Source organism: Plasticicumulans acidivorans (assembly GCF_003182095.1).
Taxonomy (GTDB): domain Bacteria; phylum Pseudomonadota; class Gammaproteobacteria; order Competibacterales; family Competibacteraceae; genus Plasticicumulans; species Plasticicumulans acidivorans.
Window position 1 is genome coordinate 108,821 of record NZ_QGTJ01000002.1, and the last position, 25,047, is coordinate 133,867.

Below are 25,047 nucleotides of genomic sequence, written 5' to 3' on the forward strand. Positions count from 1 at the left end.
GCGATGCGCCGGCCGAAGCAAGCACGAAACCGCCTCAGCGGTCGTCGAGCGTGGCCGCCGGCTGGTCCGTGGCAAAGCGCCAGCCGTCGCGCCCGGCGCGTTTGACGGCATACAGCGCTGCGTCGGCAGCGGCGAACAGCGTCTCGGCATCGCGCCCGTCCTGTGGGTACAGCGCGATGCCGATGCTGGCGGTGACCTGGGCATAAGTGTCGCCATACGGCACCGGGCGGGCGATGGCGTGGGCGAACTTGCGCGCCAGCCACTGCGCGTCTTCACGAGCATCGCCGGCGACCACCAGCACGACGAATTCATCGCCGCCGAGGCGTGCCGGCAGATCGGTGCGCCGGGTGGCGGCACGCAGCCGACCGGCCACCGTGCGCAGCACGGTATCGCCGGCAGCATGCCCGAGGGTGTCATTGACCGCTTTGAAGCCATCGAGGTCGATCAGCAGCAGCGCCAGCCGGGCGTCCTGCGTCGCGATCGCCGCGAGCAGGGCGTCGAACACGCGGCGGCGATTGGCGAGGCCGGTCAGCTCATCGTGCAGCGCCTCGCGGATGATCTCCAGATGCGCCGCCTGCAGCGTGTCGAGCATGCGGTTGAGGGCGTGGCCGAGCCGCGCCAGTTCATCATGACCGCTGTCGGCGATGCGCCGTGCGCCGGGATCGCGGCTGCGCTCGATCTCGGCGACGCCGGCGTCGATCGCCGCAATGCGCCGCAGCACCAGGCGTTCGAGCAGGCCCAGCACCAGCAGCACGCAGGCGCCGCCGGCCAGCAGCAGGGTGTAGCGCAACCACTCCTCGGCCGCGATCGCCTGCGGGCGCAGATCCGGCAGCGGACCGCTGCGCAGCACCAGCGCCGGACGGCCGTCGGCACCGTCGAAGCGCAACCAGCCGAACAGCTCACCATCGGGGGTGTGTTCGAGCCAGTGCTCACCGGCGCCGCCCGGCCAGGGCTGCTGCGTATCGACCGCCTGCAGCGGCACGCTGTTCATCTGCGTCAGGGTGTCGAGCAGCGCGCGGTCGACGCGGCGGGCGACCAGCAGCACACCGTGCACAGGCCCCTGCCCGGCGTTGTCGAGGATCGGCCGCGCCGAGTACAGATAGGCCTGCGCGCCCAGGCGCAGCAGGCCGCTCATGCGCCGGCGGCTGTCGCTCGCCAGCGCCGTGAGTCCGGGCAGCGCCGCCAGCTGCGCCAGCTCGTGCTCGCCGCACGGCTGCAGCACGTCGCGCAGCTGCAGGGCGACACCGCCACGCCCCCGCGCCACGAACGCTGGATCATCGGCCGCCGGCGCGACATCGGCGTCGTCGGCAGGCCGATTGTGCACGCCGAGCAGCGGCCGGCCGTCGCGGCCGAAGATCACGAACAGGTGGATGCGCAGCTGCGCCAGTCCGCCGACGGCGAGGTTGTCGTCGATATAGCGCTGTGCCGGCGCGGCGGCAAAATCCCAGGTCGCGTTCCAGCTCGACCAGTCGCCATTGGTCGCCTCCAGCCCCTGCAGTTCGTGGGCGAACCACTGCTGCAGGCCGGCGAGATGGGTCTCCCCCAGGCGCTGCTCGAACTGCGCATAACTGCCGGCCAGACGGCTGCTGGCGGCGTAGTACATGGTCGCCAGCAGCGCGCCGAGCAGCAGCGCAGTCATCAGCAGGATGCGGGGGCGCAGATTCATGACGATTCCTGCGGCGGGTTCGATGCCGTCCAGTATGGTGAGGGCCGGATTGCAGGCAACCGGGCTGCCGTCAGCCACTTCTTACGGACGACGGCTGTGCCGCGCCGGGTGCAGAAAACCGCTCAAGCAGCGAGCCATCCGCAACCGCCGTGAACCTGGCGGCCGGGCGCCGCCTCAGGCGCTGTCGGAACGGGCCTCCACCAGTTCCGAGGCAAAGCACCAGCCGTCGCGCCCGGAGCGCTTGACGGCATACATCGCCGCGTCGGCGGCGGCGAACAGTGTTTCGGCGCTGCGCCCGTCCTGCGGATACAGCGCGATGCCGATGCTGGCGGTGACACGGGCCTGCGTCGCGCCATACGGCACCGGACGGGCGATGGCGTGGGCGAACTTGCGGGCCAGCCACTGTGCGTCTTCACGGGCATCGCCGGTCGCCACCAGCACGACGAATTCATCACCGCCGAGGCGCGCCGGCAGATCGCTGCGCCGGGTGGCCTCGCGCAGCCGGCCGGCCACGGTGCGCAGCACGGCGTCGCCGGCGGCATGGCCCAGGGTGTCGTTGACCGCCTTGAAACCGTCGAGGTCGATCAGCAGCAGCGCCAGCTGCGCATTGCGCGCGCCGGTCGCTTCGAGCAGGGCGTCGAGCACGCGGCGGCGGTTGGCAAGGCCGGTCAGCTCGTCATGCAGCGCGTCATGGATGATCTCCAGATGGGCCTCCTGCAGCGTGTCGAGCATGCGGTTGAGCGCATGCCCGAGGCGGCCCAGCTCGTCGACGCCGCCGTCGGCGATGCGCCGCGCGCCGGGGTCACGGCTGCGCTCGATCTCGGCGACGCCGGCGTCGATCGCCGCCACGCGCCGCAGCACCAGGCGCTCCAGCAGCCACAGCACCAGCGCGATGCACAGGCCGCCGGCCAGCAGCAGGGTATTGCGCAGCCACTGCCGGGCAGCCTCGGCCTGCGCATCGAGATCCGGCAGCGGGCCACTGCGCAGCATCAGCGCCGCGGTGCCGTCGGGGCCGTTCAGACGCAGGTGGCCGTATTCGCGCCCGTCGGCATCTTCTTCGAGCCAGTGCCCGCCTGCCGCCGCGGGCCATGGCGACTGCCCATCGAGTACCTGCAGCGGCACACCGCTCATGCGGGCGATGTCATCGAGCAGGCTCCGGTCGATGCGCCGCGCCAGCAGCAGCGCACCATGCGCCGGCCCCTGCCCGGCGTTGTTTAGGATGGTCCGCGCCGTATACAGATAAGCCTGCGCACCGAGCCGCACCACGCCACGCAGCGGCTGCCCCTGGCCGCCGGCCAGTGCCGGCAGCCCCGGCAGGGCCGTGAGTGTCGTCAGATCGTGGCGGTCGAGCGCCTGCAGCGTTGACGGCAACTGCAGCGCCCTCGGCTTGCGCCCCTGCCCCATCGCCACGAAGGGCTCGGCCGTCGCTTCGGGAATCGCCGCATCGGGGTTGCGCACGGCGAGCAGCGGCCGGCCGTCGCTGGCGAAGACGACGAACAGGTGCACGCGGATCTGCTCCAGACTGCCGGCGACCAGGTTCTCGTCGATGTAGTCCTGCGCCGGAGCGGCGGCGAAGCGCCAGGTCGCGTCCCAGGACGACCAGTCGCCATTGGTCGAGTCCAGTCCGCGCAGTTCGTGCGCGAACAACTGCTGCAGGCTGTCGAGATGGCTTTCGCCCAGATGCCGTTCGAACTGCGCGTAGCTGTCCGCCAGCCGCTGGCTCGCGGCGAAGTACATCACCCCGAGCAGGGCGCCGAGCAGCAAAGCTGTCAGCAGCAGGATGCGTGGACGCAGGTTCATGACGAAAGCCCGCAGTGGTCTGGCCTCGGGCGATCAGTATGCGACCAGTGCTGTGCAGAACAACGATGCATCTTGTGTCGGACACCGCAGGCCGGCGCGGCGCATACATCGGCGCATCAGGTACGGCATGATGCAGGTCATCTCATCGTCTTTACTGGATGCCTCCGATGCGCGACACGATCCGCCTGTTGCTCGACGGCTCCGAGCTCGACATCGCCAGCCCGCCACCGACGCAGACGCTGCTGCAATACCTGCGCGAAACCCTCGGCCACACCGCCTGCAAGGAAGGCTGTGCCGAGGGCGACTGCGGCGCCTGCAGCGTGGTGCTCGCCGAGCGCGCCGGCACCGGCCTGCGCTGGCGGGCGATCAATGCCTGCATCGCCCTGCTGCCGAGCCTCGACGGCAAGGCGGTATACACCGCCGCCGGCCTCGCCGCGGCCGACGGCCGCCTGCACCCGGTGCAGCAGGCGATGGTCGAAACCCACGCCTCGCAGTGCGGCTTCTGCACGCCGGGCTTCGTCATGAGCCTGTTCGCGCTGTTCAAGAGCGCCGGCACGCCGGATCGCGCCGACATCGACCGCGCGCTGGCCGGCAACCTGTGTCGCTGCACCGGCTACCGGCCGATCATCGACGCCGCCCTGCGCATGCACGCGCTGGCCGATGCCAACGATCCGCACGGCCTCGCCCGCCCCGGCCCGGCCGCGGCCGGCGACTTCGAAACCGCGCTGCTGGCGCAGCTCGACGCCATCGCGCCGCAGCAGCCGCTCGCCTACACGCACGCCGGCCAGCACTTCTGCGCGCCGCTGACCCTGAGCGCCGCCTGCCACGCGCTCGCCGCCGCGCCCGAGGCCACGCTGCTGGCCGGCGGCACCGACATCGGCCTGTGGCTCACCAAGGCGCTGCGCCAACTGCCGGCGCTGATCTACCTCGGCCGCGTCGCCGAACTGCAGGCGCTCGCCAGCGATGAGCACGCGCTGCTGATCGGTGCCGCCGTGCCGCTGAGCGATGCCTGGGCGGCGCTGCTCGGCGAGTACCCGGAACTGACCGAGATCGCCGAGCGTTTCGCCTCGCCGCCGATCCGCAACGCCGGCACGCTCGGCGGCAATCTCGCCAACGGCTCACCGATCGGCGACGGTCTGCCGGTGTTGATCGCGCTCGGCGCACAGATCGAGCTGGTGTCGCGGCGCGGCACGCGCTGGCTGGCACTGGAGGACTACTACCTCGGCTATCGCCGGCAGGCGCGCCAGGCCGACGAGCTGCTCGCCCGCATCCGCGTGCCGCGCCGCCAGCCCGGCCAGCAGCTCGCCGCCTACAAGGTCGCCAAGCGCTACGACCAGGACATCGCCGCGGTCTGCGCCGCCTTCAGCCTGCAGCTCGATGCCGCCGGCAGCATCGCCGAGGCCCGCGTCGCCTGCGGCGGCATGGCGGCGACCGTGCACCGCGCCCGCGGCTGCGAAGCCGCGCTGCGCGGCCGCCGCTGGGAGGCACAGACGCTCGCCGCCGCCTGCACGGCGCTCGCCACCGACTACACGCCGCTCGATGACCTGCGCGCCAGCGCCGCCTACCGCCAGCGCGTCGCCGCGAATCTGCTGCGGCGCTTTTTCAGCGAAACCACCGCGCCGGCCATCGCCACCCGCGCCGTCGCCGGAGGCTGTCGATGAACCCGCCGCTGCCCTCGCCGCCCGCCGCCGCCGACGCCATCCGCGGTCGCGTCGGCAGCGCACAGCCGCACGACAGCGCACATCTGCACGTCGCCGGCGCCGCACCGTACACCGATGACCTGCCGGAACCGCGCGGCACGCTGCACGCGGCGCTCGGCCTGAGCACACAGGCGCATGCGCGCATCCGCGCTCTGCAGCTCGATGCCGTGCGCGCGCAGCCCGACGTGGTCTGCGTACTCACCGCCGCCGACATTCCCGGCGATAACGATTTCGCCGCCACGCCGGCGCACGACGACCCGCTGCTCGCCGCCGACGAGGTCAACTACTGCGGCCAGCCGCTGTTTCTGGTCGTCGCCCGCAGCCGCGACGCCGCCCGCCGCGCCGCCCGCCTGGCGGTCGTCGACTACGAGCCGCTGCCGGCGCTGCTCGACATCGACGCCGCGCTCGCCGCCGGCTCGTTCGTGCTGCCGAGCGAGACGATGCAGCGCGGTGATGCGGCGGCGGCGATCGCCGCGGCACCACACGTGCTCAACCGCCGCTTCTACATCGGCGGTCAGGAGCAGTTCTATCTGGAAGGCATGATCGCGCTGGCGATCCCGCGCGAAGACGGCTGCATGCAGGTGCTGAGTTCGACGCAGCACCCGAGCGAGGTGCAGCACAAGGTGGCGCAGGCGCTCGGCGTGCACGCCAAGGACGTCAGCGTCGAATGCCGGCGCATGGGCGGCGGCTTCGGCGGCAAGGAGAGTCAGCCGGCGCTGTTCGCCGGGCTGGCGGCGATCGCCGCGCGCCACTGCCGGCAGCCGGTGAAGCTGCGCCCGGATCGCGACGACGACTTCCTGATCACCGGCAAGCGCCACGACTTTCGCGTCGACTACCGCGTCGGCTTCGACGCCAGCGGCCGCGTGCTCGGCCTCGAACTGGAGCTGGCCTCGCGCTGCGGCTACTCGGCGGACCTGTCCGGGGCGATCAACGACCGCGCGATGATGCATGCCGACAACGCCTACTGGCTGCCGGCGGTGCGCGTGCGCTCGCACCGCTGCCGCACGCACACGCAGTCGAACACCGCCTTTCGCGGCTTCGGCGGGCCGCAGGGCATGCTGGCGATCGAACAGACGCTCGATGACATCGCCCGTTACCTGCAGCTCGATGCGCTGGCGGTGCGCCGCGCCAATCTCTACGGCATCGGCGAGCGCGACATCACGCCCTACGGCATGCGCGTCGAGGACAACATCCTGCCGGCGCTGCTCGACGAGCTCGCCGCCAGCGCCGACTACGCCGGTCGCCGCGCCGCCGTCGACGCCTTCAACGCCGCCAGTCCCTGGCTCAAGCGCGGGCTGGCGCTGACGCCGGTGAAGTTCGGCATTTCCTTCACCGCCACCTGGCTCAACCAGGCCGGCGCGCTGCTGCTGCTCTACAGCGACGGCACGCTGCAGCTCAACCACGGCGGCACCGAGATGGGCCAGGGCCTCTACACCAAGGTTGCGCAGGTGGTGGCGAGCGAGCTGTGCGTCGACATCGAGCGCATCCGCGTCACCGCCGCCGACACCGGCAAGGTGCCGAACGCCTCGGCGACGGCGGCCTCCTCCGGCGCCGATCTCAACGGCAAGGCGGCGCAGGATGCCGCGCGCCAGCTCAAGGCACGGCTGTGCGCCTTCGCCGCGCGCCACTGGCAGGTCGCCGAAAGCGAGGTCGAATTCCGCCGCAACCGCGTGCGCGTCGGCCCGCAGGAGATCGCCTTCGCCGAACTCGCCCACGCTGCCTGGTTCGCCCGCGTGCCGCTGGCCGCGCAGGGCTTCTACGCCACGCCGAAAATCCACTACGACCGCAGCCGCTGGCAGGGCCGGCCGTTTTACTACTTCGCCTGCGGCGCGGCGCTGTCCGAGGTCGAGATCGACACCCTGACCGGCGAGTACCGGCTGTGCCGCGTCGACATCCTCCACGACGTCGGCCGCTCGCTGAACCCGGCGATCGACCGCGGCCAGATCGAAGGCGGCTTCGTACAGGGCATGGGCTGGCTGACCAGCGAGCAGCTGGTGCACGCCGCCGACGGCAGCCTGCGCACGCACTCGCCGAGCACCTACAAGATCCCCACCTGCCGCGACTGGCCGCGCGAGTTCAACGTCGCCATCCGCGCCAGCCGCGGCAACAGCGAGGACACCGTCTTTCGCTCGAAGGCCGTCGGCGAGCCGCCGCTGATGCTGGCGATCTCGGTCTTTCTGGCGCTGAAGGACGCCATCGGCGCCGCTGCGCCCGGCGTCGCCGTGCCGCTGTCGGCACCGGCAACGCCCGAGGCAGTGCTCACCGCCCTCGATGCCGTGCGCGCGAGTCCGCCATGAAGCACGGCTACAGCGACTGGCTCACCGCGCTGCGCACGCTCGCCGAACCGGCGGTGCTGGTCAGCCTGATCGCCGCGCGCGGCTCGCTGCCGCGCGACCCCGGCGCGCGCATGCTGGTCGGGCGCGACTGGGTGCACGACACCGTCGGCGGCGGCGGCCTGGAGTGGGAGGCGATCCACCACGCCCGGCAGATGCTGACGCGCGCTGAACACGGCGCCCGCGTGCGCCGCTACCCGCTCGGCCTGGCCTTCGGTCAGTGCTGCGGCGGCGTCGCCGTACTCGCCTTCGAGCCGCTCGCCGCCGCGCCGGCCTGGCTGACGCGACTCGACGCCCAGCAGCCCGCCGTGCGCGCCTACGGTGCCAACGGCGCAACGCTGGCGCCGTTCTGGCTGAGCGCGGACGGCGTCGAGCCTGACACCACCGAGCCGGTGCAGCGCAGCGCCTGCAGCCGCGCCCGCGAACTGCTCGCCAGCGGCCTGCAGCGGCCCTGCATCGAACACGCCGACGGCAGCGTCGATACCGGCGTCGGCGACGGGCCGCTGCATGTGTTCGAACCGCTGCAGCCGCAACGCCTGCGCCTGGCACTGTTCGGCGCCGGCCACGTCGGCCGCGCGCTGGTGCAGGTGCTCAGTGGCTATCCCGTCGCGATCGAGTGGTGGGACGCCCGCCCCGAGGCCCTGCCGGAGCGGCTGCCGAGCGGCGTCAGCACCAGCAGCACGACCGACCTCGACGCGCTGGTCGGCACGCTGGCGCCGGACACGCTGTGCGCGGTGCTGACGCACGACCACAGCCTCGATCTCGAACTGGTCAGCCGTCTGCTGCCGCGCGCCGATCTGCCGCTGGTCGGTCTGATCGGCTCACGCTCGAAGCGGGCGAACTTCGAACGCCGCCTGCGCCAGCGCGGCCTCGACGCCGCCCAGATCGAGCGCCTTGCCTGCCCGCTCGGCACCCCCGGCGACAAGCACCCGGTGGCGGTCGCCATCGCCATCGCCGCCGAGCTGCTGCGCGTGCACAGCGCGCTCACTGCACCGCCGGCATCGGCCACACCCGGGAAACGCCTGTGGCCACGCTGATGATCCAGGGCACCAGCTCGGATGCCGGCAAGAGCACCGTGGTCGCCGCGCTGTGCCGGCTGCTGGCGCGCCGCGGCGTGCGCGTGGCGCCGTTCAAGCCGCAGAACATGGCGCTCAACAGCGCGGTGACGGTCGACGGCGGCGAGATCGGCCGCGCCCAGGCGCTGCAGGCGCAGGCGGCCGGGCTCGACGCGCACAGCGACATGAACCCGGTGCTGCTCAAGCCCAATACCGACGTCGGCGCGCAGGTGATCGTCCACGGCCGCGCCATCGGCACCATGGACGCGCGTGCCTACCAGGCCTTCAAACCGCAGGCGCTGAACGCGGTACTCACGGCGCATGCGCGCCTCGCCAGCCATTACGCGCAGATCATCGTCGAGGGCGCCGGCAGTCCGGCGGAAATCAATCTGCGAGCGGGCGACATCGCCAACATGGGCTTTGCCGAGGCCGTCGACTGCCCGGTGTGGCTGGTCGCCGACATCGACCGTGGCGGTGTCTTCGCCCAGCTCGTCGGCACACTGGAGCTGCTGAGCGCCAGTGAGCGGGCGCGCGTGCGCGGCTTCATCATCAACCGCTTCCGCGGCGACCTCAGCCTGCTGCAGCCGGGTCTCGACTGGCTGGAAGCACGCACCGGCATCCCGGTGCTGGCGGTGCTGCCCTATCTGCACGGCCTGCATCTCGACGCCGAGGACGCGATCGCCTGCAGCCGCGCGACCAAATCGGCGCCGCAGCTGCGGGTGATCGCGCCGGTGCTGCCGCGCATTTCCAATCACACCGACCTCGATGCACTGCGCCTGCATCCGCAGGTGGAGTTTCGCTGGATCGGCCCCGGCGACACCGTGCCGCCGGCCGATCTGATCGTGCTGCCCGGCTCGAAGAGCGTGCGCGCCGACCTCGCCGCGCTGCGCGCGCGCGGCTGGGAGCCGGCGATCCAGCGCCACCTGCGCTACGGCGGCCGGCTGATCGGCCTGTGCGGCGGCCTGCAGATGCTCGGCACGCGCATCGACGACCCGCTCGGACTGGAAGGCGAGCCCGGCAGCAGCCGCGGCCTCGGCCTGCTCGACTGCGCCAGCACACTCGCCGCGGAAAAACAGCTGCACCGGGTCAGCGGCCGACTGTGTTTGGAAAAGGCCGAAGTGCGCGGCTACGAGATTCATGCCGGTATCAGCCACGGCCCGGCGCTGGATCGCGCGGCGGTCTTCCTCGACGGGCGCACGGACGGTGCGCTGAGCGCCGACGGTCAGATTCTCGCCAGCTATGTGCATGGCCTGTTCGATACGCCGGCAGCCTGCGGCGCGCTGTTGCGCTGGGCCGGCCTGCAGGCCCCCGCCGCGCTCGACCTCGACGCCCTGCGTGAAACACAGCTGGAACGGCTCGCCGACACGCTGGCCACAGCCCTGCGCCCGGGCACGCTGCAGCAGTGGTTCGACCTGGCGGATGACTGAAATCGGCAGCGGCAGACAAACGAAGGGGGCCTTGCGGCCCCCAAAGCACTGGACCAAGCCAGACGCTTTAAAGACTCAAGACACGTCCTTGAGCTGACGGTAGACGCTGAGCACCTTGTTGGCATAAGCGCGCGAGCGCTTGCCCGAGCTGCCGTTGTAACGGCCAAGGGCTTTGATCAGGTTGCCGTCGCTGTCATTGAGATACTGCACGAGGATCTTGGTCCCGGCCTGGATGTTCTTCTCAGGCGTCATCAGTGCACCACGGCCACCGATCTCGGAGATCGTCTCGGGATGATAGCGGGCGATGATCTGCATCAGACCCTGCGCGCCCTGGCTGCTGCGAGCATCGGCCTGGAAGCCGGATTCGACGGCGATCACCGCCAGCACCAGCTCCGGGGTCAAACCACGGCGTTTGCCATGTTCCATGGCGTGGGTCACGATCGAGAAGGCCCTGGCTTCCTCAACCGCGAAATTCTCTTCGATGTAATCCGTGAGCTTGCGGATGCGATTGCCATACAGATGGTCGGCATCGCTGGCATCGGCAACGCTGTCGGCTACGGTATTGGTAGCGGCGCTGGCGTCACCCGACTGGGGATACCAGCCCGAACGCAGTTCATCGCTGACGCTGGCGAGCGTCGTGGCGGAGTTTTCGGCATCGGCGTGCGCGCGAGTCAGGGGCAGGCACAGCGCGATGATCAGGAACAGCTGAAACAACGGCGACGCAGTCAGCGTCGATACTTCTCGGAACGGACGGGGCGAGATGAACATGTTCATTCTCCTTGGCTTCTGACCAGTGCGAGGGGTTTGCTTTTCGATCCGGCTGCATCGCCTGCCTGTTGACGCAAGGCGGTGAACGCGGCGCGGATCGCTGGCTCGTTTTCCGTTCAATTCGCTGCAAAGGCGAATCTCATCAGGGACTTGCCAGCAACTTCTCGGCTGTATCGATAGGCACTACCTCCGGTTTCGGCTAATGAAATTGGCTGCAGGGTAAAGTTGTTTGTCAGTAGCGACAATGCCTGTCGCGTAATTACAACAGCATATGACAAGCCTGCGACTGTCAGGCACAGCGGCACGAAGACCGCATCACAGCTGCATTTCAAACGATTGTTTTTAGATGCCATTCAAAATCGAATAGCAATTGTGCGCCGCAGCATCGCTTGCGATGGCGACTGACAACTGGCCCGGGCAACCGCCGGCTCAGCCCGATGCCGCCAACAGCGCGGCGAGCAGCACCACGACCTCAGCCAGCTCACAGCCAGCCCCGCAGGTATCGCCGGTACCACCGCCAAGCCAGGCACGCAGGCGACGTTTCCAGACGAACAGGAACGCCACCAGCGCAACGAGCGGCAGCAGGCTGCCGGGCACCAGCAGCAGCGCGCCGAGCACGCAGGCGGCGAGCACGCCGCGCGCCTGAGTCGGCGGCAGTTGCGCCGCCACGGCGGCGGCAAGACCGTCACGCCGCGCACAGGGCACGGCGAGCAGCTGCCAGAGCAGCGCCGCGCGGCCGAGGAACGGCGCGAGCAGCAACGGTGCGTGCAGGCCGCGGGCGAGCAGCGCGACCAGCAGCGCGTACTTCAGCAGCAGCAGCAGGACAACGGCGACGACCGCCATCGGCCCGCTGCGGGCGTCCTTGAAGATATCGAGGCTGCGTGCGCGATCACCGCCGCCACCGATATAGGCATCGACGGTGTCGGCGAAGCCGTCGAGGTGCAGCGCGCCGCTGAAGCCAACCCAGACGACGAGCAGCAATGCCGCGGCAACGCCGTGATCGAGCCCGCCAAGCGGCGGCGCCAGCATGGCCAGCAACGCACCGAGCAGCAGGCCGACCAGCGGATAACACAGCGCGGAACGGCCGAGCGCCGCCGGCGAAACATCCAGCCGGGCGCGTACCGGCAACCGTGACAGGAACTGCAGCGCCAGCAGGAAAGCGTTGTACATGCGCTCCCCCGCCGCTCAGGCGGCCAGCGTGCCGTTGAGGTATTCCAGCACCGGCACCGGCTGGCCGGCATCGAGGTGCACGCGCACCCGTGAAACGCCGGCATAAGGCACATCCATGCGCCAGATGTGGCCGCTGGGCAGGCCGAGCACCTGACGCACGCACATGCGGATCACGCCGCCGTGACAGACCAGCAGCACATGCTGGCCGGCGTGGCGCTTGAGCAGTCCCTGCCAGGCCTCGGCGACGCGGGCGTCGAACTCGACGACCGCCTCGGCGCCCGGCGGCGTGTAGCTTTCCGGCTCGCGCCAGAACGTCGCCAGCGCGCCGGGGTAGCCGGCCTCGACCTGCTCGGCGCTCAGCCCTTCCCAGTCGCCGAAACCGAGCTCACGAAAGCCGTGGTCGATCTCCAGCGGCAGGCGGTGACGCTCGGCGAGTTCGGTGGCGAACTCGGCGCAGCGCAGCAGCGGCGAGCTGACGATGCGCTGCCAGGGGCAGTGATGCGCGACTGCCGTGCGCATCTGCGCCCAGCCGGTGGCCGACAGCGGATCGTCCTGGGAGCCGCGGAACAAACGCCCGCCACGGGGTTCGCCGTGACGGATCAAATCGATGGTGGTGGTCTTCATGCCTGGGAAACTCCGGCTTCCGCGAACGTGGCCATCTCGCCATGCAGTGTGCAGGCGCTGCGCAGCAGTGGCAGTGCCAGTGCCGCGCCGCTGCCTTCACCGAGACGCAGACCCAGTTCGAGCAGGGGCTCGGCGGCGCAGGCCGCCAGCACGTGGCGATGGCCGGGCTCGGCCGAGCGGTGAGCGAACAGCAGCCAGTCGGCCAGCTCCGGCTGCATGCGCAGCGCAACGAGCGCAGCAACGCTGGTGATGAAACCGTCGACCAGCGACGGCACGCCACGCTGCGCGGCAGCCAGATAGGCGGCAGCGAGCGCGGCGATTTCGAAGCCGCCGAGCTCGCGCAGCGCGGCCAGCGGCGTCGCCGCCTGCGCGCGCGCCAGCGCGGCATCGACGATGCGGATCTTGGCGGCAACGCCGGCGGCATCCAGCCCGGTGCCCGGCCCGACCAGTTCGGCGGTCGGCAGGCCGAGCAGCGCCGCGGCGAGCGCGGCGGCGGCCGTGGTGTTGCCGATGCCCATCTCGCCGCCGATGAACAGCTGCGCACCGGCGAGCATGGCGCGCTCGGCAGCGGTGCGACCGGCGGCCAGCGCCTGTTCGAGCTGCTCGTCGCTCATCGCCGGTGCACGCACGAAATTCGCCGTGCCCGGCCCGACGCGGGCATCGATGACGCCGGCCAGCGGCTCCAGCGCGGCGACGGTGCCGACGTTGACGACTTCCAGCTCCGCCCCCAGCGTGCGCGCCAGCACGCTGATCGCCGCACCGCCGCGGGCGAAGTTGCGCACCATCTCGGCGGTGACCGCCTGCGGGTAGGCCGATACGCCGGCGGCAGCCACGCCATGGTCGGCGGCAAAGACCACGATGCGCACGCGCTCAAGCTGCGGACACACGCAGCGCTGCAGGCCGGCGAGGCGCACGGCCAGGGCTTCCAGACGGCCGAGCGCACCGGCCGGCTTGGTCAGCTGCATCTGCCGCTGCAGGGCCGCCAGGCGGGCGTCACGGTCGGAGGCGGGGATCGGGTCGGCGAGCCAGTCAATGCTCATGAGGATTCCTTCAGGGTCAGCGGCAGACCGGCGACAACCAGAGTGACGCGCGCGCATTGCGCGGCGAGGCGCTGGTGCAGCCGGCCGGCCTCGTCGCGAAAACGGCGGGCGAGCGGGTTGTCGGGAACGATGCCCCAGCCGACTTCATTACTGACCAGCAGGACCTGCCCGGGCAGCTGCGGTAGCACCGCGCTCAGCGCATCGACCTCGGTCGCCAGCAAAGATTCGGCGTCGGCACAGAGCAGGTTGGACAGCCACAGCGTCAGGCAGTCGACCAGCAGGCAGCGCCCGGCCGCGGCCTGCGCCGCGAGCGTCGCCGCCAGCGCGCACGGCGCCTCGACGGTGCGCCAGTGCGGCGGGCGCGCGGCGCGATGGTGTTCGATACGCGCCTGCATCTCACCATCGAGCGCCTGTGCGGTGGCGATGTAGACGACCTCCAGGCCGCTGTCCCGGGCGCACTGCTCGGCGTAGCGGCTCTTGCCCGAGCGCGCGCCGCCGAGAATCAGCTCCGGCACGCTCAGCGCACCGTCGCCAGCGCGAGCGGGTGCAGGCGGCCGTTGCTGGCGACCACGGCGGTGGTGTCGAGGCCGAGCGGGCTGCCGTCATGCTGGGTGAAGCAGCCGCCGGCCTCGCTGACGATCACCGACAGCGCCGCGACGTCGAGGATGTTGACGTCGGACTCGATGACCATGTCGATGCGGCCGCTGGCCAGCAGGTGGTAGTGGTAGAAGTCGCCGTAGCCGCGGATGCGCGAGACGCTGCGGATCAGCTCGCCGGTGCGCGCCCAGCGCTCGGCGTCCTGCGTCAGCGTCTTGATGTTGCCGAGTGACAGCGTCGCCTGATCGGGCGCCTCGATGTCGCTGACGCGGATCGGCCTGCCGTCGAGAAACGCCCCCTGGCCGCGCTCGGCCCAGGCCATTTCGCCGGCGCCGAAGGCCGGCGCGTTGGAAACACCGAGGATCAGCTCGCCGCGGTGCATCAGCGCGATCTGCGTCGAAAAGAACGGATATTCGCGCACGAAGCTCTTGGTGCCGTCGATCGGATCGACCAGCCAGACGTAGTCGGCATCGGCGTGCGAGCGCCCGGTCTCCTCACCGTAAAAGCCGTGATCGGGGAAGGACTGCGTCAGCACCGCCTTGATCGCCTGCTCGGTCTCGACGTCGGCGACCGTCACCGGCGTGCGGTCGGCCTTGATGGTGATGCCGATATTGGTCTGGTAGTAATGCCGAATGACCTGCTCGCCGGCCTTGGCGGCCTCGATCGCGGCCTTGAGGAACGGACTCTGACTCATCGCGAAATTCCCGGGGAATAGCGGAAAAGGCCGTAGTGTAACGGAGCCGCCGCCAGCCCAGCGCGACGCGCCGATGGACGCCGGCCGCGGCGGCTGCAACAGTGACGGCATTTCCCCGCCCGGTAGACCGCCGATGACCACCACGCTGTTCGTGCTCGTGCTCTTCTCCGCTGTGCTGCACGCCGGCTGGAACGCGCTGGTCAAGGTCGGTGGCGATGCACTGGTGCGTCTGGCGACGATCAACCTCACCGTCGCCCTGCTCGGGCTGCTGGCGCTGCCCTTCGTGCCGCTGCCGCCGCCCACCAGCTGGCCGTACATCGGCGCCTCGCTGGCGCTGCATATCGCCTACTACGTGCTGCTCGCCCGCGGCTACCAGCTCGGCGATCTGTCGCTGGTCTATCCGGTGGCGCGCGGTCTGGCGCCGCTGTGGGTGACGCTCGGCGCCTGGTTCAGTGCCGGTGAGCGCCCCGACGCGCTCGGTTTCGCGGCGATCGCGCTGCTCAGTCTGAGCGTGCTGACGCTGGCGCGCGGTGCCGGGCGCGGCCTGCCGGTGGCGCTCGCCTGCGGGCTGACCATCGCCGCCTACAGCGTCGCCGACGGCCTCGGCAGCCGCGCCGCCGGCGAGGCGCTGTACGGCTACATCGCCTGGCTGTTCGTGCTCGATGCGCTGCCGGTAACGCTGCTCGCCGCCGCCCGCCGCCGCGGCCTGTTCCTGCAGACGCTGCGCCGCGGCTGGCACGCCGGCCTGCTCGCCGGCGTCTGCTGCGCGCTGGCCTACGGCATCGTCATCTGGGCGATGGCGCAGGCGCCGCTCGGCTACGTCTCGGCGCTGCGCGAGACCAGCGTGGTGTTCGCGGCGTGGATCGGCACCCGCCTGCTCGGCGAGCCCTTCGCCGGCCGCCGCCTGCTGAGCGCCGCCGGCATCGTCGGCGGCGCGCTGCTGCTGCACTTCGCCGGCTGACGGCGCTCAGTCGCCGCGCCGGCGCGCCAGCCAGCGCCAGACGTAGCCGTCCGGGTGCTCGACGCCGTCGAGCAGGTATTCCAGCGTCTTGACGCTGCCGAGCGTCCAGTCGAGCCGGTTCTCGCTGCCGGCGCGGCCGGCGAACAGCAGGCGGTCGCCGACGATCAGCGGCAGATCCTCGCCCGGCAGCAGGGTTTCGCAGCCCGCGCGCAGCAGCAGCAGGGTCATCACCGGCATGCTCTCGACGCGGTTTTGCGCATCGCGCAGCAGCTCGCCGAGGCGCACGGTGCGTCCGGCAAGCAGTTGCGCAACCACCGCCGGTGCCTGGCGGGCGTCGAGCGCAATCTCCCAGGTATCGGGCGTGCAGCCGGCGCAGAGATCCTCCAGGCGCGCGAGCAAAGGCCGCGCCCAGTCTTCGCCGCGCCGCTGGGCCAGGGTGAGGAAGCGGTTGACCAGCGGCACCGTCAGCTCGCCGAGCACACGCCAGACCACCAGCCGGTGCGGCGCGATCAGCAGGTCGACGCCGGCGGCGGTGAACAGCTCCTCCTCGGCGATGCGGTTGACGCGGCCGACGACGTAAAGCTGCGGGTTGAGCAGGCGTGCGGTGTAGACGATCGACAGGTTGTCGCTGTCGCTGTCGGTGCCGGCGATCAGGCCGATGGCGCTGTGCACGCCGGCGTTGCGCAGCGGCTCGGCCTCGGTGGCGCGGCCGAGCACCGAGCCGGCGGGCAGCGCCGTCGCCTCCGATTCCTCGATCACCGTCACCGGCACGCCGGCGGCGCTCAGGTGCTGGTAGGCGGCGCGGCCGAAGCGGCCGTAGCCGCAGACGATCCAGTGCCCGCGCGGCGGTGCCACCCGCGCCGGCAGCGGCAGGCCGGGCATGCGCACCAGGTATTCGTAGAGCATGTGCAGGCTCGGCTCGTCGAGCGCCATCGCCAGATGCTCGCCGAAGGTCGCATACGGATCGACGACGTCCTGCGTCTCGAAGGAGCGCAGGTTCGCCGCCGTCGCCGCATGCTCGGCGCGCGCCACCACCAGCAGCCGCGGATTGAGCAGGCGTGCGGTGATGGCGACCTTGACATCGATGGCGTCGACCGAGGAGATGGCGACGACGCCCAGGCAGCGCGGATTGAGCAGCCCGGCCAGGCGCAGGATGCGCGCTTCGTCGATGCCGGCGGCAAGCCAGGGCACGTCGATGCCGAGGTCCTCCAGCTCCAGGCGCGCCAGGCGCTCGCCATCGGCGTCGAGCACCACCGGCTGCACGCCGCGCCGGCACAGCGCGCGCACCAGCAGACTGCCGGACTGGCCGTAGCCGCAAATGATGTAGAACGGCGTGCCCAGCCCGCGCACGCGCGCGGCGAAGCGGCTTTCGGCGAGTGCGCGCTGAAAAGCCGGGTCCTGCACCAGGGCGAGGATGTTGCCGACCGCGTAGAGCCAGCCGATCACCGTCAGGTAGATCGTCACCGTCACCCACAGCCGCTGCGCCGGCGTGAACGCGTAGGGCAACTCACCGAAGCCGATCGTCGAGCCGGTGTAGCTGATGAAGTAGAAGGCGTGGAACAGGTCGAAACGCCACGGCCTGCCCTCGGCGTCGACGCCCGGAATCAGGATCAGGCCGATGATCGACACCGTATAGACAGCGATCAGCACCAGCAGCGGCGTGCGCATGCGCCGCAGGAACAGGAAGACGATGCTGTTGACGCCCGCCTCCCCGCCCGGCGCCTCCCCGCCCATCATGCCGGCGGGTCGCCGCCCGAGGCGGCGCATCCACAGCAGCAGCAGGCTCATCGACGCAGATTGATGGTTTCGGCGAGCAGCATCACCACCGAGATCAGATTGGCCAGTGCCGCGCCGCCGGCCAGCGACACCACCGAGGCGATCACCCGCGGCGCCTCACCCAGGTTGTAGGCGTGCTCGGCGATCGCCCAGACCACCGCCGCGGCGATCATCTGCAGATCGGCGACCAGACTGGTGGCGAGCAGCACCGCCCCCATGTGCGTGCGGTCGCCGAGCTTGAGCACGGTGGCGATCAGGCTGACGATCAGCGCCGCGCTCAGCTCATAGATGTCGTGATGCGCCGGGTTGTCGATCTCGCCGAGCACGAAACCGAAGTTCAGCGTCGCCGCCAGCACGATGAAAAAACCGAAGATGACCTTTTCCAGATTCACGCCCTGCTCCGCCACGCGATGGACCTGCGGCCAATCTAGCCGCTGCGCGGGGCGCTGTCGGCGTATCCGGCCTCAGTCGGCGCGGCGGCGGCCGATCCAGACGTAGTACGGCACGCGCAGCCCCGGCAGATAGGGCACGCGGGCGCGGCCTTCATGCAGGTACAGCGTCTCGGCGCGGCGCTGCAGGTACGGCAGGTGATCGGCGTTCGGCCGCACGCCGTCGTGAGCGAACCACAGCGGCCAGAAATGCCGCGCGAAGGCCGAATGGCGGGCCAGACCCGGCGCCGGATGGCGGCGGGCGACGTAGAAATCGACGACGCCGAACAGCCCGCCCGGCGCGAGCATCGCCAGCGCGTTGTCGATCGCGGCGAACCAGTCCGGGATCATCGTCAGCGAATAAGCGCAGCAGACGGCATCGAGCGGCGCGGCCGGGCGCCAGCGCGTGGCGTCGGCCTCGACCAGCTCGACGTTGTCCCAGGCGGCGGCGCGCATCCGCGCCTGTGCCAGCAGCGGCGCGCACAGATCGACCAGCGTGATCTGCGCGAAACGCGCGCGGCGCTCGCCGAGGAACTCGATGTTGCGGCCGGTGCCGGCACCGAGCTCGGCCAGCCGCGCGCCGTCGGCCAGCCGTGCCGCCAGCTCGCCGTAGAGTTCGCCGCGGCCCTGCAGCAGGCGCTCGCGAAAGCCGTCATAGGCGGCGGCCTGCGGTCCGTAGAACGCCGCCAGGCGGGTGGCGAGATCGGCATCGGTGGACTGCCCGCGCAGCAGCGCGAGCAGCACGCGGGCATCAGCGGCGAGCGACATCGGCAAAGGTCTCGAATGATCGGCAGGGTGAACGACGGACTCAGGCGCTCAGCGTGGCGATGTGGAAGCCGGCGTAGGTGTGCACGCGGTCCTCACGCTGCAGCCGCGCCGCCAGTTCGCGGTGGAACTGCAGGCGATCCATCAAGCGCGTGCCGTCGCCGAGGCGCACGCCGTCGAGGTAGTCGGCACCGGCGTGGGCGCTGCGGAAGATCAGCCGTGCATCGGGCGTGGCCCGCGCCAGGATCGCATCCCACTCCTGCGCCAGCAGGTCCGGGTGATAGACGCTCATCCAGTCCATGTGATCGAGCAGCACGAAGCGCGAAATACGCTCCCCGCTGCCCTGCAGGAACTCGGTGACGGTCGTCGTGTGCGGCACCACGCGCTCGGCCAGGCCTTCCTTGAGGCGGTAGAAATTGTCGCGCTTGAGGTATTCCGGACAGCAGTCCTGCGTGTAGTGGCCGCGCACGTACAGGGTCCAGAAATAATTGTCGGCGACCGGCAGCTCGCGGAACACGTAGTCGATCGACTCGCGCACGAACCCGGCGATGCCGCCGGCGTGCTGGCGCTCGACCTCCTCGCGCTGCGGATGCGGCACGCCGAGCAGGCTCATCGTCAGCGGTCGCGACACCGCCCAGTTGACCGCGCGATTCCACAGCAGCGGCGCGACCTCGGCGTCGTAGCGCGCGCGCTGGGCTTCGAGATCGTTCTCGGCGAGCAGGCTCTCGATCGCCAGCCGCAGCCGCGGCCGCGCCGTCAGCCAGGCGCGGAAACCGCGCGCCACCAGCCCGGACAGGCCGTTGTAGTAAAAGCTCTGCCCCGGCTTGCGCGGCTCGAACCAGCCGATGCGCTTGTCCCAGTAGCGCGCCGCGAACGGCGACAGGTCGTGGCGCAGGCCGTCGCGGTACATCTCGCGCGCCAGCGGATGACGACCCTCGCCGAACAGCGCGAAGTAATCGGCGAAATGCAGGCGGCGGATGCCGGCGAGCTTGAGTTCGAGCAGCGCCGTCTGCCGTGGATTGGCATCGACGGCATGGATGCGCGCCGGCGCGCACAGCGCGTAGTCGAGCACGTTGCAGCCGGCGCTGGTGATCACCAGCAGGCGGTCATCGGCACCGATCGCCAGCGCCTGGCGATCCACCGCCGGGTCTTCCCAGCAGGTGTTGTAGACGAGGGAACGGGCATAGAGCGCGTTGAACACGCCCTGATGCAGGCGGTCGGCGAACGCAGGCTGGGCGATGGACACCGGACGGCTCCTGGCGGGTGGATGCGGGACGTCCGTTCAGTGTTGCGGGCGCACATGACGCCGCAGTGACGCCGCGATGGCAGAGCCGAGTCGCTCAGCTCAGCCGCGGCAAACCGCCGACAGGCCAGATAAAAAGAGAACGGCGTGCCGCAGGGATAACGACCGCACCGTTCAACTGGAGGCTGGTGACCTGAAGTTGCCGCCCCGGCTTGCGCCGCAACGACGTCAGCAGCCTGTCATGATCGGCTTAAGGCTGACTGAAGGACGGGCGGCGGCACGTGCCAGCGCTAACAAGTGCGTTAAATCAGACATGTCGACATGAAGAACCAAGCATCAGAGATTTTCCGCTGGCTGCTGCCATCCATCGGATTACGCACTGGGCAGTCGCCAGACTTGCGCGGCAAACCAATAGTAAAGTTGAGGGCATAAGGCCCCGATTCAGCCGAGCCAACTGCCAAACACCATCAGCGATGTGTTTATCGGCCAGTCATGACTAACGCTACAAGCCTTGCTGGCATCAGACCTATGACTGCACAATTACAATTTTTAGCGGAAAGCCTCGCATCACCATCCCTCGTCGGCAGACAGTGCTGTTTAAATAAGGCTATCAACGGACAGCACTGAAAAGTGCATTGCTATTAGCCATCACAAATATTCACAGCCAGCCAGGCATTCCGAAGTGTCTTTCACGGACCACCACAGACATCCTCTTCCAAAAACCCGCTGCGCGTTGGCAGCGGTGCCCGCCGTGCAAAATCAACGGAGAAAAAATGAAGTTTTTCAGCCACCAGTGCTACCCCATTGTTATCAGTCTCAATTGGACGACTCTTGAAAAACCACATTAGCAGTCTTTCAAAAAATCATCAGAACTGAATAAATATATTTACAAAAATCCAAATGTTATTTAGTGAGAGACGTTAACATGAACCTCGAAAACAACAATCGTGTCATCGTTGTGCTCGGTATGCACCGCAGTGGTACAAGTGCAATAGCAAGGTCTTTAAAGGCACTTGGTGTCAGCTTAGGCAATGAGCTTTTTTCTGCTGGATTCGACAACCCGAAAGGGTTCTGGGAGGACAAAAACTGTTTAGAAATAAACAACAAACTGCTTGAGCATCTTGGATCAGACTATGATCAGCTCGCAGCAAATTGGCCAGCCATAAAAAATGACACCATCATTGAAGAATTAACAAACAAAGCGATCAGAACAATCACGCAAAATCTTGAAAAAAGCGGCGGCATATGGGGATTCAAGGACCCAAGAACCTGCCGATTGCTACAGTTCTGGAAAAATGTTTTTTCCTCAACACCCTGCGATGCAAGCTACATCATTACATTACGCAACCCGTTAAGCGTCGCGGCATCCCTTGCAAAACGCAACCAGATTTCCGCGGAGAAAAGCCACTATCTCTGGCTTCAGCATACTTTGCCAGCCGTAGCAATGACAAAAGGCAGCAGGCGGGTTGTAGTGGATTATGATTTGTTAATGAAAAGTCCACTACTTCAGCTACAAAGAATTGCATCCGCCTTGGATCTTCCAATACCAGACGAAGACGCGCCAGCAACGATCGATTATATAAACCATTTTATAGATCAAGATCTGCGGCACACACTTTATGATGATGTGTCACTTGAAGCCAATGCACATGTGCCGCTCGATGCCATCAACCTGTATAACCTGCTCAAAAAAATCTCAACAGACGCAATCGACATCGACAGCAACGATGTCACGAGCACCATTGCCGACATTGAAAAGCGGATACAAAGCTGCACACCAGCGTTTTCATACATTAACTTCCTGGAAGACTCCTGCAGAAATTTCCAGAAGACCATCGGGGATCTCAATGAGTTAGTAAAACAACAACATAATGAGCTGGACTTTTTGAACAGCCAGGCAATGGCAAAGCTGAAAGATCCAAATTTCGTCAACGGAATAAACTCACTCAGCAACGGAATAAACTCACTCAGTTTATCCCAAGAAAATCTCGCCAAGGAGTTAGGAACGCACAGTTCCGAACTGGCGACCCTACTCACCGGCGTACAAAACATTTCATCAGAGCTTTCAGCCACCTTCGATCCAAACTACATAGACAGCGCTTTGCAGAAACAATTGCAATGGATTGAGTCCGGGCAAAATAAACTCAATGAATTAGAAAAAAATCTTTATGCACGAGAGCGCGACCTCAGCGATCTGCAAAAGTTGCATGAACAACTGACGCACAAATGTCATGAGCTTGGCAAGAATAAACATGATCTAGAATTTAAAGTATCCGAAATCTACGCCTCGACCAGCTGGTTCGTGACGAAGCCAATGCGCTTCGCTTCCCGACTGATATCTCGTTCAAAACGCTTTCTGCCATATCGCACACAGAAAGCTCGCCCAGCACAAACCGTATTCAACGAACTCCCGGCCGATTTTGACGAGACGACTTATCTTTCGCTGAATCCGGATGTTGCAAAACCTGGAATTAATCCGACCATGCACTATTTGACGCATGGACAATACGAGGGAAGAGCTTATATCGCGCCAAAGCCAAATATCATTTCTGTCAAAGAATTCGACGAGAGCAAAGACACGATATTGATCGTCAGCCATGATGCGAGCCGGACAGGCGCACCAATATTGACGTTGAACATACTCCAGACGATGAGAGAAAAACATAATGTCGTGGCCTTATTGCTTGGCCCCGGAAATTTACAAGAAGCATTCAGCGAATCAGCCAATGAAGTAATATATTCGCCAGAAGTGAGAAACTGCGCGCCGATGGCTGCACCCATCGTGCGTGAAATTTGTTCAAGGCATAAATTTTCGTTCGCCATAATCAACAGCATTGAATCTCGTGCAGTATTGCGGGGATTGGCACTGCAGTCCGTTCCAACAGTCAGCTTGTTTCATGAATTTGCTTCTTATACACGTCCCCGCGACGCATTTCTTGAAGCTTTTTTATGGTCTACACAAGTCGTTTTTTCTACGAACCTGACATTAGAGAATGCTTTGGCAGAATGCCCCAGCGTAGATAAAGAGCCCATTGAGGTAATACCGCAGGGCATTTGTAATGTTCCCAAAGAAATCGCTTCAGCCGAAGTTATTGAGCTTGAGCAGAAGCGAATCCGCAACATAGTTCGACCTGACAGCCTTGCAGAAGACTGCATCGTTATTTTAGGTGTCGGCACTGTTCAATTGCGAAAGGGAGTCGATCTATTCCTGGACTGCGCATCCAAAATTGCCAGTCTCGTCGGTATAAACCGCTGCCGCTTCGTATGGTTAGGCGCTGGTTACAACCCTAATGACGATGTCAGCTATTCTGTCTATCTGGCCGATCAAATTCAGCGCGCAGGATTGCAGGACTGCGTAGTGTTTGGCGGCGAAACAAGTGAAATTGATATTGCCTATCAATTATCCGACATCTTCATATTATCATCGAGACTCGACCCTCTCCCTCACGTTGCCATGGAGGCAATGGCGCATACACTACCTATTGTATGCTTTGACAAAACGACAGGTATTGCCGATTTTCTAAAAGAAAATGGACTGGAGGACAGCTGCGTCGCGAAGTATCTCGACGTGTCCGACCTGGCATTAAAAATAAAGCCAATGGTGGAATCAGACAGTTATCGAGCCGAGGTAGGAAAAAACTGCCGCGAGGTTACGATCCGCTCATTCCAGATGAAAGACTATGTCTCAAAGCTGGAACAGCTCGGACAAAAGGCAAAATCACTGCACGAGCAGCAGGAGAAAGACAGAACCACCATTATGGAGTCCGGGCTGTTCAACACAGACTTTTCAATTCCAAGCTATTTTGGTCATGTGCAAGAAGAAACTGCTGTAAGCATTTACATGAGAAGCTGGGCCACTGGCATCAGACAACGGAAACCATATCCGGGTTTTCACCCCGGGATGTACCTAGAACGACACGGCGTCTCGTGTACAGGAGCGGATCCGTTTGCGGACTACCTGCGCAACGGACACCCTAAAGGCCCATGGCGTGCTCAAGTCATCGAGGCTCAAAAGGATTCAAATGACATCAAAGCGCCCAGATGCCGGTGCGCAGTTCACATACATGCGTACTACCCGGATTTAGTAAAAGACATTTTACAGCGTCTTGAAATCAACAATATAAAACCTGATTTATTCATCAGCGTCAGTAGTGAAGCCGCAAAGGCATCCGTCACGAGCATGCTGCACCGGTATCGTGGCCGGATAGTTGATGTAGTCGTCGTGCCAAACAGAGGACGAGATATCGGACCTATGCTGACGGCTTTCGGCAGCAGACTGGTTGAAGATTATGACTATATCGGACACTTCCACACTAAAAAGAGCCTTGATGCCGGCGACGCCGAAATGGCTGCGCAGTGGAATTCATTCATTCTCGAAAATCTTCTTGGAGGCCAGCAGGGAGGAAGAATGATGGATCAGATTCTTTCTGTCATGCATGCCGACACCGACATAGGAATCGTTTTTCCGGATGACCCCAACGTTGTCGGCTGGGGAGAGAACAAGCCTTATGCCGACAAACTGGCCGCACAACTCGGTTTAATAAAATTAAACGACTCTTTCAATTTTCCAGTAGGTACAATGTTCTGGACGCGAAGCACGGCCTTCAAGAACTTTGTCGAGCTTGGCCTGAAATGGGAGGATTATCCGACAGAACCCGTGGGCTATGACGGATCAGTCTTACACGCTTTGGAACGTTTGTTTGGATTGATGTTTACGGACAATAAGACGTCACTAGCCGTCACTTATGTTCCAGGCATCACAAGGTAAATCCGGCAAACAGAACATTCATACAGACACACTCGAAACGGTTGCATTTTGCCCTGATGGAAAAATGCACGCTCCCTGCAGGGCTGCAGCAGTTGCTGCAGCCCTGTTTTATATCAACAACCCTATGCCAGCCCTATCAAAACAAATCGACCTGCTGCCACATTTACTCGCCATACCCAACACCTTAGTGCTTTTAATTCGATTTCAAAAACATTAAACCAACCACAGAAAC

Annotated in this window: 18 protein-coding genes; 6 read left to right on the forward strand and 12 right to left on the reverse strand. The window is 66.1% G+C overall.

The window, feature by feature from the left end; all coding sequences use genetic code 11:
- Positions 1 to 34: 34 nt before the first annotated feature.
- Positions 35 to 1,666 (reverse strand): diguanylate cyclase domain-containing protein, encoded by a 1,632-nt coding sequence (locus C7443_RS03085; RefSeq protein ID WP_110017116.1) that lies wholly within the window; start codon positions 1,664 to 1,666, stop codon positions 35 to 37.
- A 174-nt stretch (positions 1,667 to 1,840) separates the two neighbouring features.
- A complete protein-coding gene (locus C7443_RS03090) occupies positions 1,841 to 3,466 on the reverse strand; it encodes a diguanylate cyclase domain-containing protein (protein WP_110017117.1) in 1,626 nt (541 codons plus the stop codon).
- Positions 3,467 to 3,633: 167 nt separating this feature from the next.
- On the opposite strand from C7443_RS03090, the gene xdhA reads away from it, so the two are divergent.
- The 4 genes from xdhA to C7443_RS03110 are packed head-to-tail and all read left to right on the forward strand — an operon-like array spanning position 3,634 to position 9,981.
- A complete protein-coding gene (gene xdhA / locus C7443_RS03095) occupies positions 3,634 to 5,127 on the forward strand; it encodes a xanthine dehydrogenase small subunit (RefSeq protein WP_246004523.1) in 1,494 nt (497 codons plus the stop codon).
- Positions 5,124 to 7,463 carry a xanthine dehydrogenase molybdopterin binding subunit gene (xdhB, locus tag C7443_RS03100; protein ID WP_110017119.1) on the forward strand — a complete coding sequence of 780 codons (2,340 nt, stop codon included), beginning with the start codon at positions 5,124 to 5,126 and terminating at the stop codon, positions 7,461 to 7,463. Before xdhA ends, xdhB begins: the two co-directional genes overlap by 4 nt.
- Positions 7,460 to 8,536, forward strand: a complete 1,077-nt coding sequence (xdhC, locus tag C7443_RS03105) for a xanthine dehydrogenase accessory protein XdhC (protein ID WP_110017120.1) — start codon at positions 7,460 to 7,462, stop codon at positions 8,534 to 8,536. The genes xdhB and xdhC overlap by 4 nt, the downstream gene beginning before the upstream one ends.
- A complete protein-coding gene (locus C7443_RS03110) occupies positions 8,536 to 9,981 on the forward strand; it encodes a cobyric acid synthase (protein WP_110017554.1) in 1,446 nt (481 codons plus the stop codon). Before xdhC ends, C7443_RS03110 begins: the two co-directional genes overlap by 1 nt.
- A 75-nt stretch (positions 9,982 to 10,056) precedes the next feature.
- Here C7443_RS03110 and C7443_RS03115 read toward each other — a convergent pair whose 3' ends face one another.
- The 6 genes from C7443_RS03115 to C7443_RS03140 all read right to left on the reverse strand — a co-directional run bounded on the left by C7443_RS03115 (position 10,057) and on the right by C7443_RS03140 (position 14,874).
- The gene (locus C7443_RS03115) at positions 10,057 to 10,755 is read right to left on the reverse strand and encodes a lytic transglycosylase domain-containing protein (RefSeq protein WP_110017121.1); all 699 of its coding nucleotides are present in this window, start codon (positions 10,753 to 10,755) and stop codon (positions 10,057 to 10,059) included.
- A gap of 423 nt (positions 10,756 to 11,178) precedes the next feature.
- A complete protein-coding gene (locus C7443_RS03120; RefSeq protein WP_110017122.1) occupies positions 11,179 to 11,919 on the reverse strand; it encodes an adenosylcobinamide-GDP ribazoletransferase in 741 nt (246 codons plus the stop codon).
- 15 nt (positions 11,920 to 11,934) lie between these two features.
- Positions 11,935 to 12,543, reverse strand: a complete 609-nt coding sequence (locus tag C7443_RS03125; RefSeq protein WP_110017123.1) for a histidine phosphatase family protein — start codon at positions 12,541 to 12,543, stop codon at positions 11,935 to 11,937.
- On the reverse strand, positions 12,540 to 13,583 hold the full coding sequence (gene cobT, locus C7443_RS03130) for a nicotinate-nucleotide--dimethylbenzimidazole phosphoribosyltransferase (protein ID WP_110017124.1): 1,044 nt from the start codon (positions 13,581 to 13,583) through the stop codon (positions 12,540 to 12,542). The genes C7443_RS03125 and cobT overlap by 4 nt, the downstream gene beginning before the upstream one ends.
- On the reverse strand, positions 13,580 to 14,098 hold the full coding sequence (gene cobU, locus C7443_RS03135) for a bifunctional adenosylcobinamide kinase/adenosylcobinamide-phosphate guanylyltransferase (protein ID WP_110017125.1): 519 nt from the start codon (positions 14,096 to 14,098) through the stop codon (positions 13,580 to 13,582). The genes cobT and cobU overlap by 4 nt, the downstream gene beginning before the upstream one ends.
- 2 nt (positions 14,099 to 14,100) lie before the next feature.
- Positions 14,101 to 14,874, reverse strand: a complete 774-nt coding sequence (locus C7443_RS03140) for an inositol monophosphatase family protein (RefSeq protein WP_110017126.1) — start codon at positions 14,872 to 14,874, stop codon at positions 14,101 to 14,103.
- A gap of 133 nt (positions 14,875 to 15,007) precedes the next feature.
- On the opposite strand from C7443_RS03140, the gene C7443_RS03145 reads away from it, so the two are divergent.
- Positions 15,008 to 15,835: an EamA family transporter gene (locus tag C7443_RS03145; protein ID WP_170123469.1), complete on the forward strand. Its 828-nt coding sequence runs from the start codon at positions 15,008 to 15,010 to the stop codon at positions 15,833 to 15,835.
- A 6-nt stretch (positions 15,836 to 15,841) separates the two neighbouring features.
- On the opposite strand, the gene C7443_RS03150 is transcribed toward C7443_RS03145, so the two are convergent.
- The 4 genes from C7443_RS03150 to C7443_RS03165 form a co-directional block, all read right to left on the reverse strand.
- Positions 15,842 to 17,623, reverse strand: a complete 1,782-nt coding sequence (locus C7443_RS03150; RefSeq protein WP_110017128.1) for an NAD-binding protein — start codon at positions 17,621 to 17,623, stop codon at positions 15,842 to 15,844.
- Positions 17,620 to 18,003 (reverse strand): DUF6394 family protein, encoded by a 384-nt coding sequence (locus tag C7443_RS03155; RefSeq protein ID WP_110017129.1) that lies wholly within the window; start codon positions 18,001 to 18,003, stop codon positions 17,620 to 17,622. Before C7443_RS03155 ends, C7443_RS03150 begins: the two co-directional genes overlap by 4 nt.
- Before the next feature lie 72 nt (positions 18,004 to 18,075).
- Positions 18,076 to 18,807: a class I SAM-dependent methyltransferase gene (locus C7443_RS03160; RefSeq protein WP_110017130.1), complete on the reverse strand. Its 732-nt coding sequence runs from the start codon at positions 18,805 to 18,807 to the stop codon at positions 18,076 to 18,078.
- 40 nt (positions 18,808 to 18,847) lie between these two features.
- The gene (locus C7443_RS03165) at positions 18,848 to 20,050 is read right to left on the reverse strand and encodes a BtaA family protein (RefSeq protein ID WP_246004524.1); all 1,203 of its coding nucleotides are present in this window, start codon (positions 20,048 to 20,050) and stop codon (positions 18,848 to 18,850) included.
- A 922-nt stretch (positions 20,051 to 20,972) separates the two neighbouring features.
- Here C7443_RS03165 and C7443_RS20345 point away from each other — a divergent pair.
- Positions 20,973 to 24,815, forward strand: coding sequence for a rhamnan synthesis F family protein (locus tag C7443_RS20345; RefSeq protein ID WP_246004525.1), 3,843 nt, complete (start codon positions 20,973 to 20,975; stop codon positions 24,813 to 24,815).
- Positions 24,816 to 25,047: the final 232 nt, after the last annotated feature.

Coding starts and splice junctions, on each gene's coding strand:
- C7443_RS03085 (WP_110017116.1), bottom strand. CDS start 1,666: ATGAATCTGCGCCCCCGCATCCTGCTGATGACTGCGCTGCTGCTCGGC.
- C7443_RS03090 (WP_110017117.1), bottom strand. CDS start 3,466: ATGAACCTGCGTCCACGCATCCTGCTGCTGACAGCTTTGCTGCTCGGC.
- xdhA (WP_246004523.1), top strand. CDS start 3,634: ATGCGCGACACGATCCGCCTGTTGCTCGACGGCTCCGAGCTCGACATC.
- xdhB (WP_110017119.1), top strand. CDS start 5,124: ATGAACCCGCCGCTGCCCTCGCCGCCCGCCGCCGCCGACGCCATCCGC.
- xdhC (WP_110017120.1), top strand. CDS start 7,460: ATGAAGCACGGCTACAGCGACTGGCTCACCGCGCTGCGCACGCTCGCC.
- C7443_RS03110 (WP_110017554.1), top strand. CDS start 8,536: ATGATCCAGGGCACCAGCTCGGATGCCGGCAAGAGCACCGTGGTCGCC.
- C7443_RS03115 (WP_110017121.1), bottom strand. CDS start 10,755: ATGAACATGTTCATCTCGCCCCGTCCGTTCCGAGAAGTATCGACGCTG.
- C7443_RS03120 (WP_110017122.1), bottom strand. CDS start 11,919: ATGTACAACGCTTTCCTGCTGGCGCTGCAGTTCCTGTCACGGTTGCCG.
- C7443_RS03125 (WP_110017123.1), bottom strand. CDS start 12,543: ATGAAGACCACCACCATCGATTTGATCCGTCACGGCGAACCCCGTGGC.
- cobT (WP_110017124.1), bottom strand. CDS start 13,583: ATGAGCATTGACTGGCTCGCCGACCCGATCCCCGCCTCCGACCGTGAC.
- C7443_RS03140 (WP_110017126.1), bottom strand. CDS start 14,874: ATGAGTCAGAGTCCGTTCCTCAAGGCCGCGATCGAGGCCGCCAAGGCC.
- C7443_RS03145 (WP_170123469.1), top strand. CDS start 15,008: ATGACCACCACGCTGTTCGTGCTCGTGCTCTTCTCCGCTGTGCTGCAC.
- C7443_RS03150 (WP_110017128.1), bottom strand. CDS start 17,623: ATGAGCCTGCTGCTGCTGTGGATGCGCCGCCTCGGGCGGCGACCCGCC.
- C7443_RS03160 (WP_110017130.1), bottom strand. CDS start 18,807: ATGTCGCTCGCCGCTGATGCCCGCGTGCTGCTCGCGCTGCTGCGCGGG.
- C7443_RS20345 (WP_246004525.1), top strand. CDS start 20,973: ATGAACCTCGAAAACAACAATCGTGTCATCGTTGTGCTCGGTATGCAC.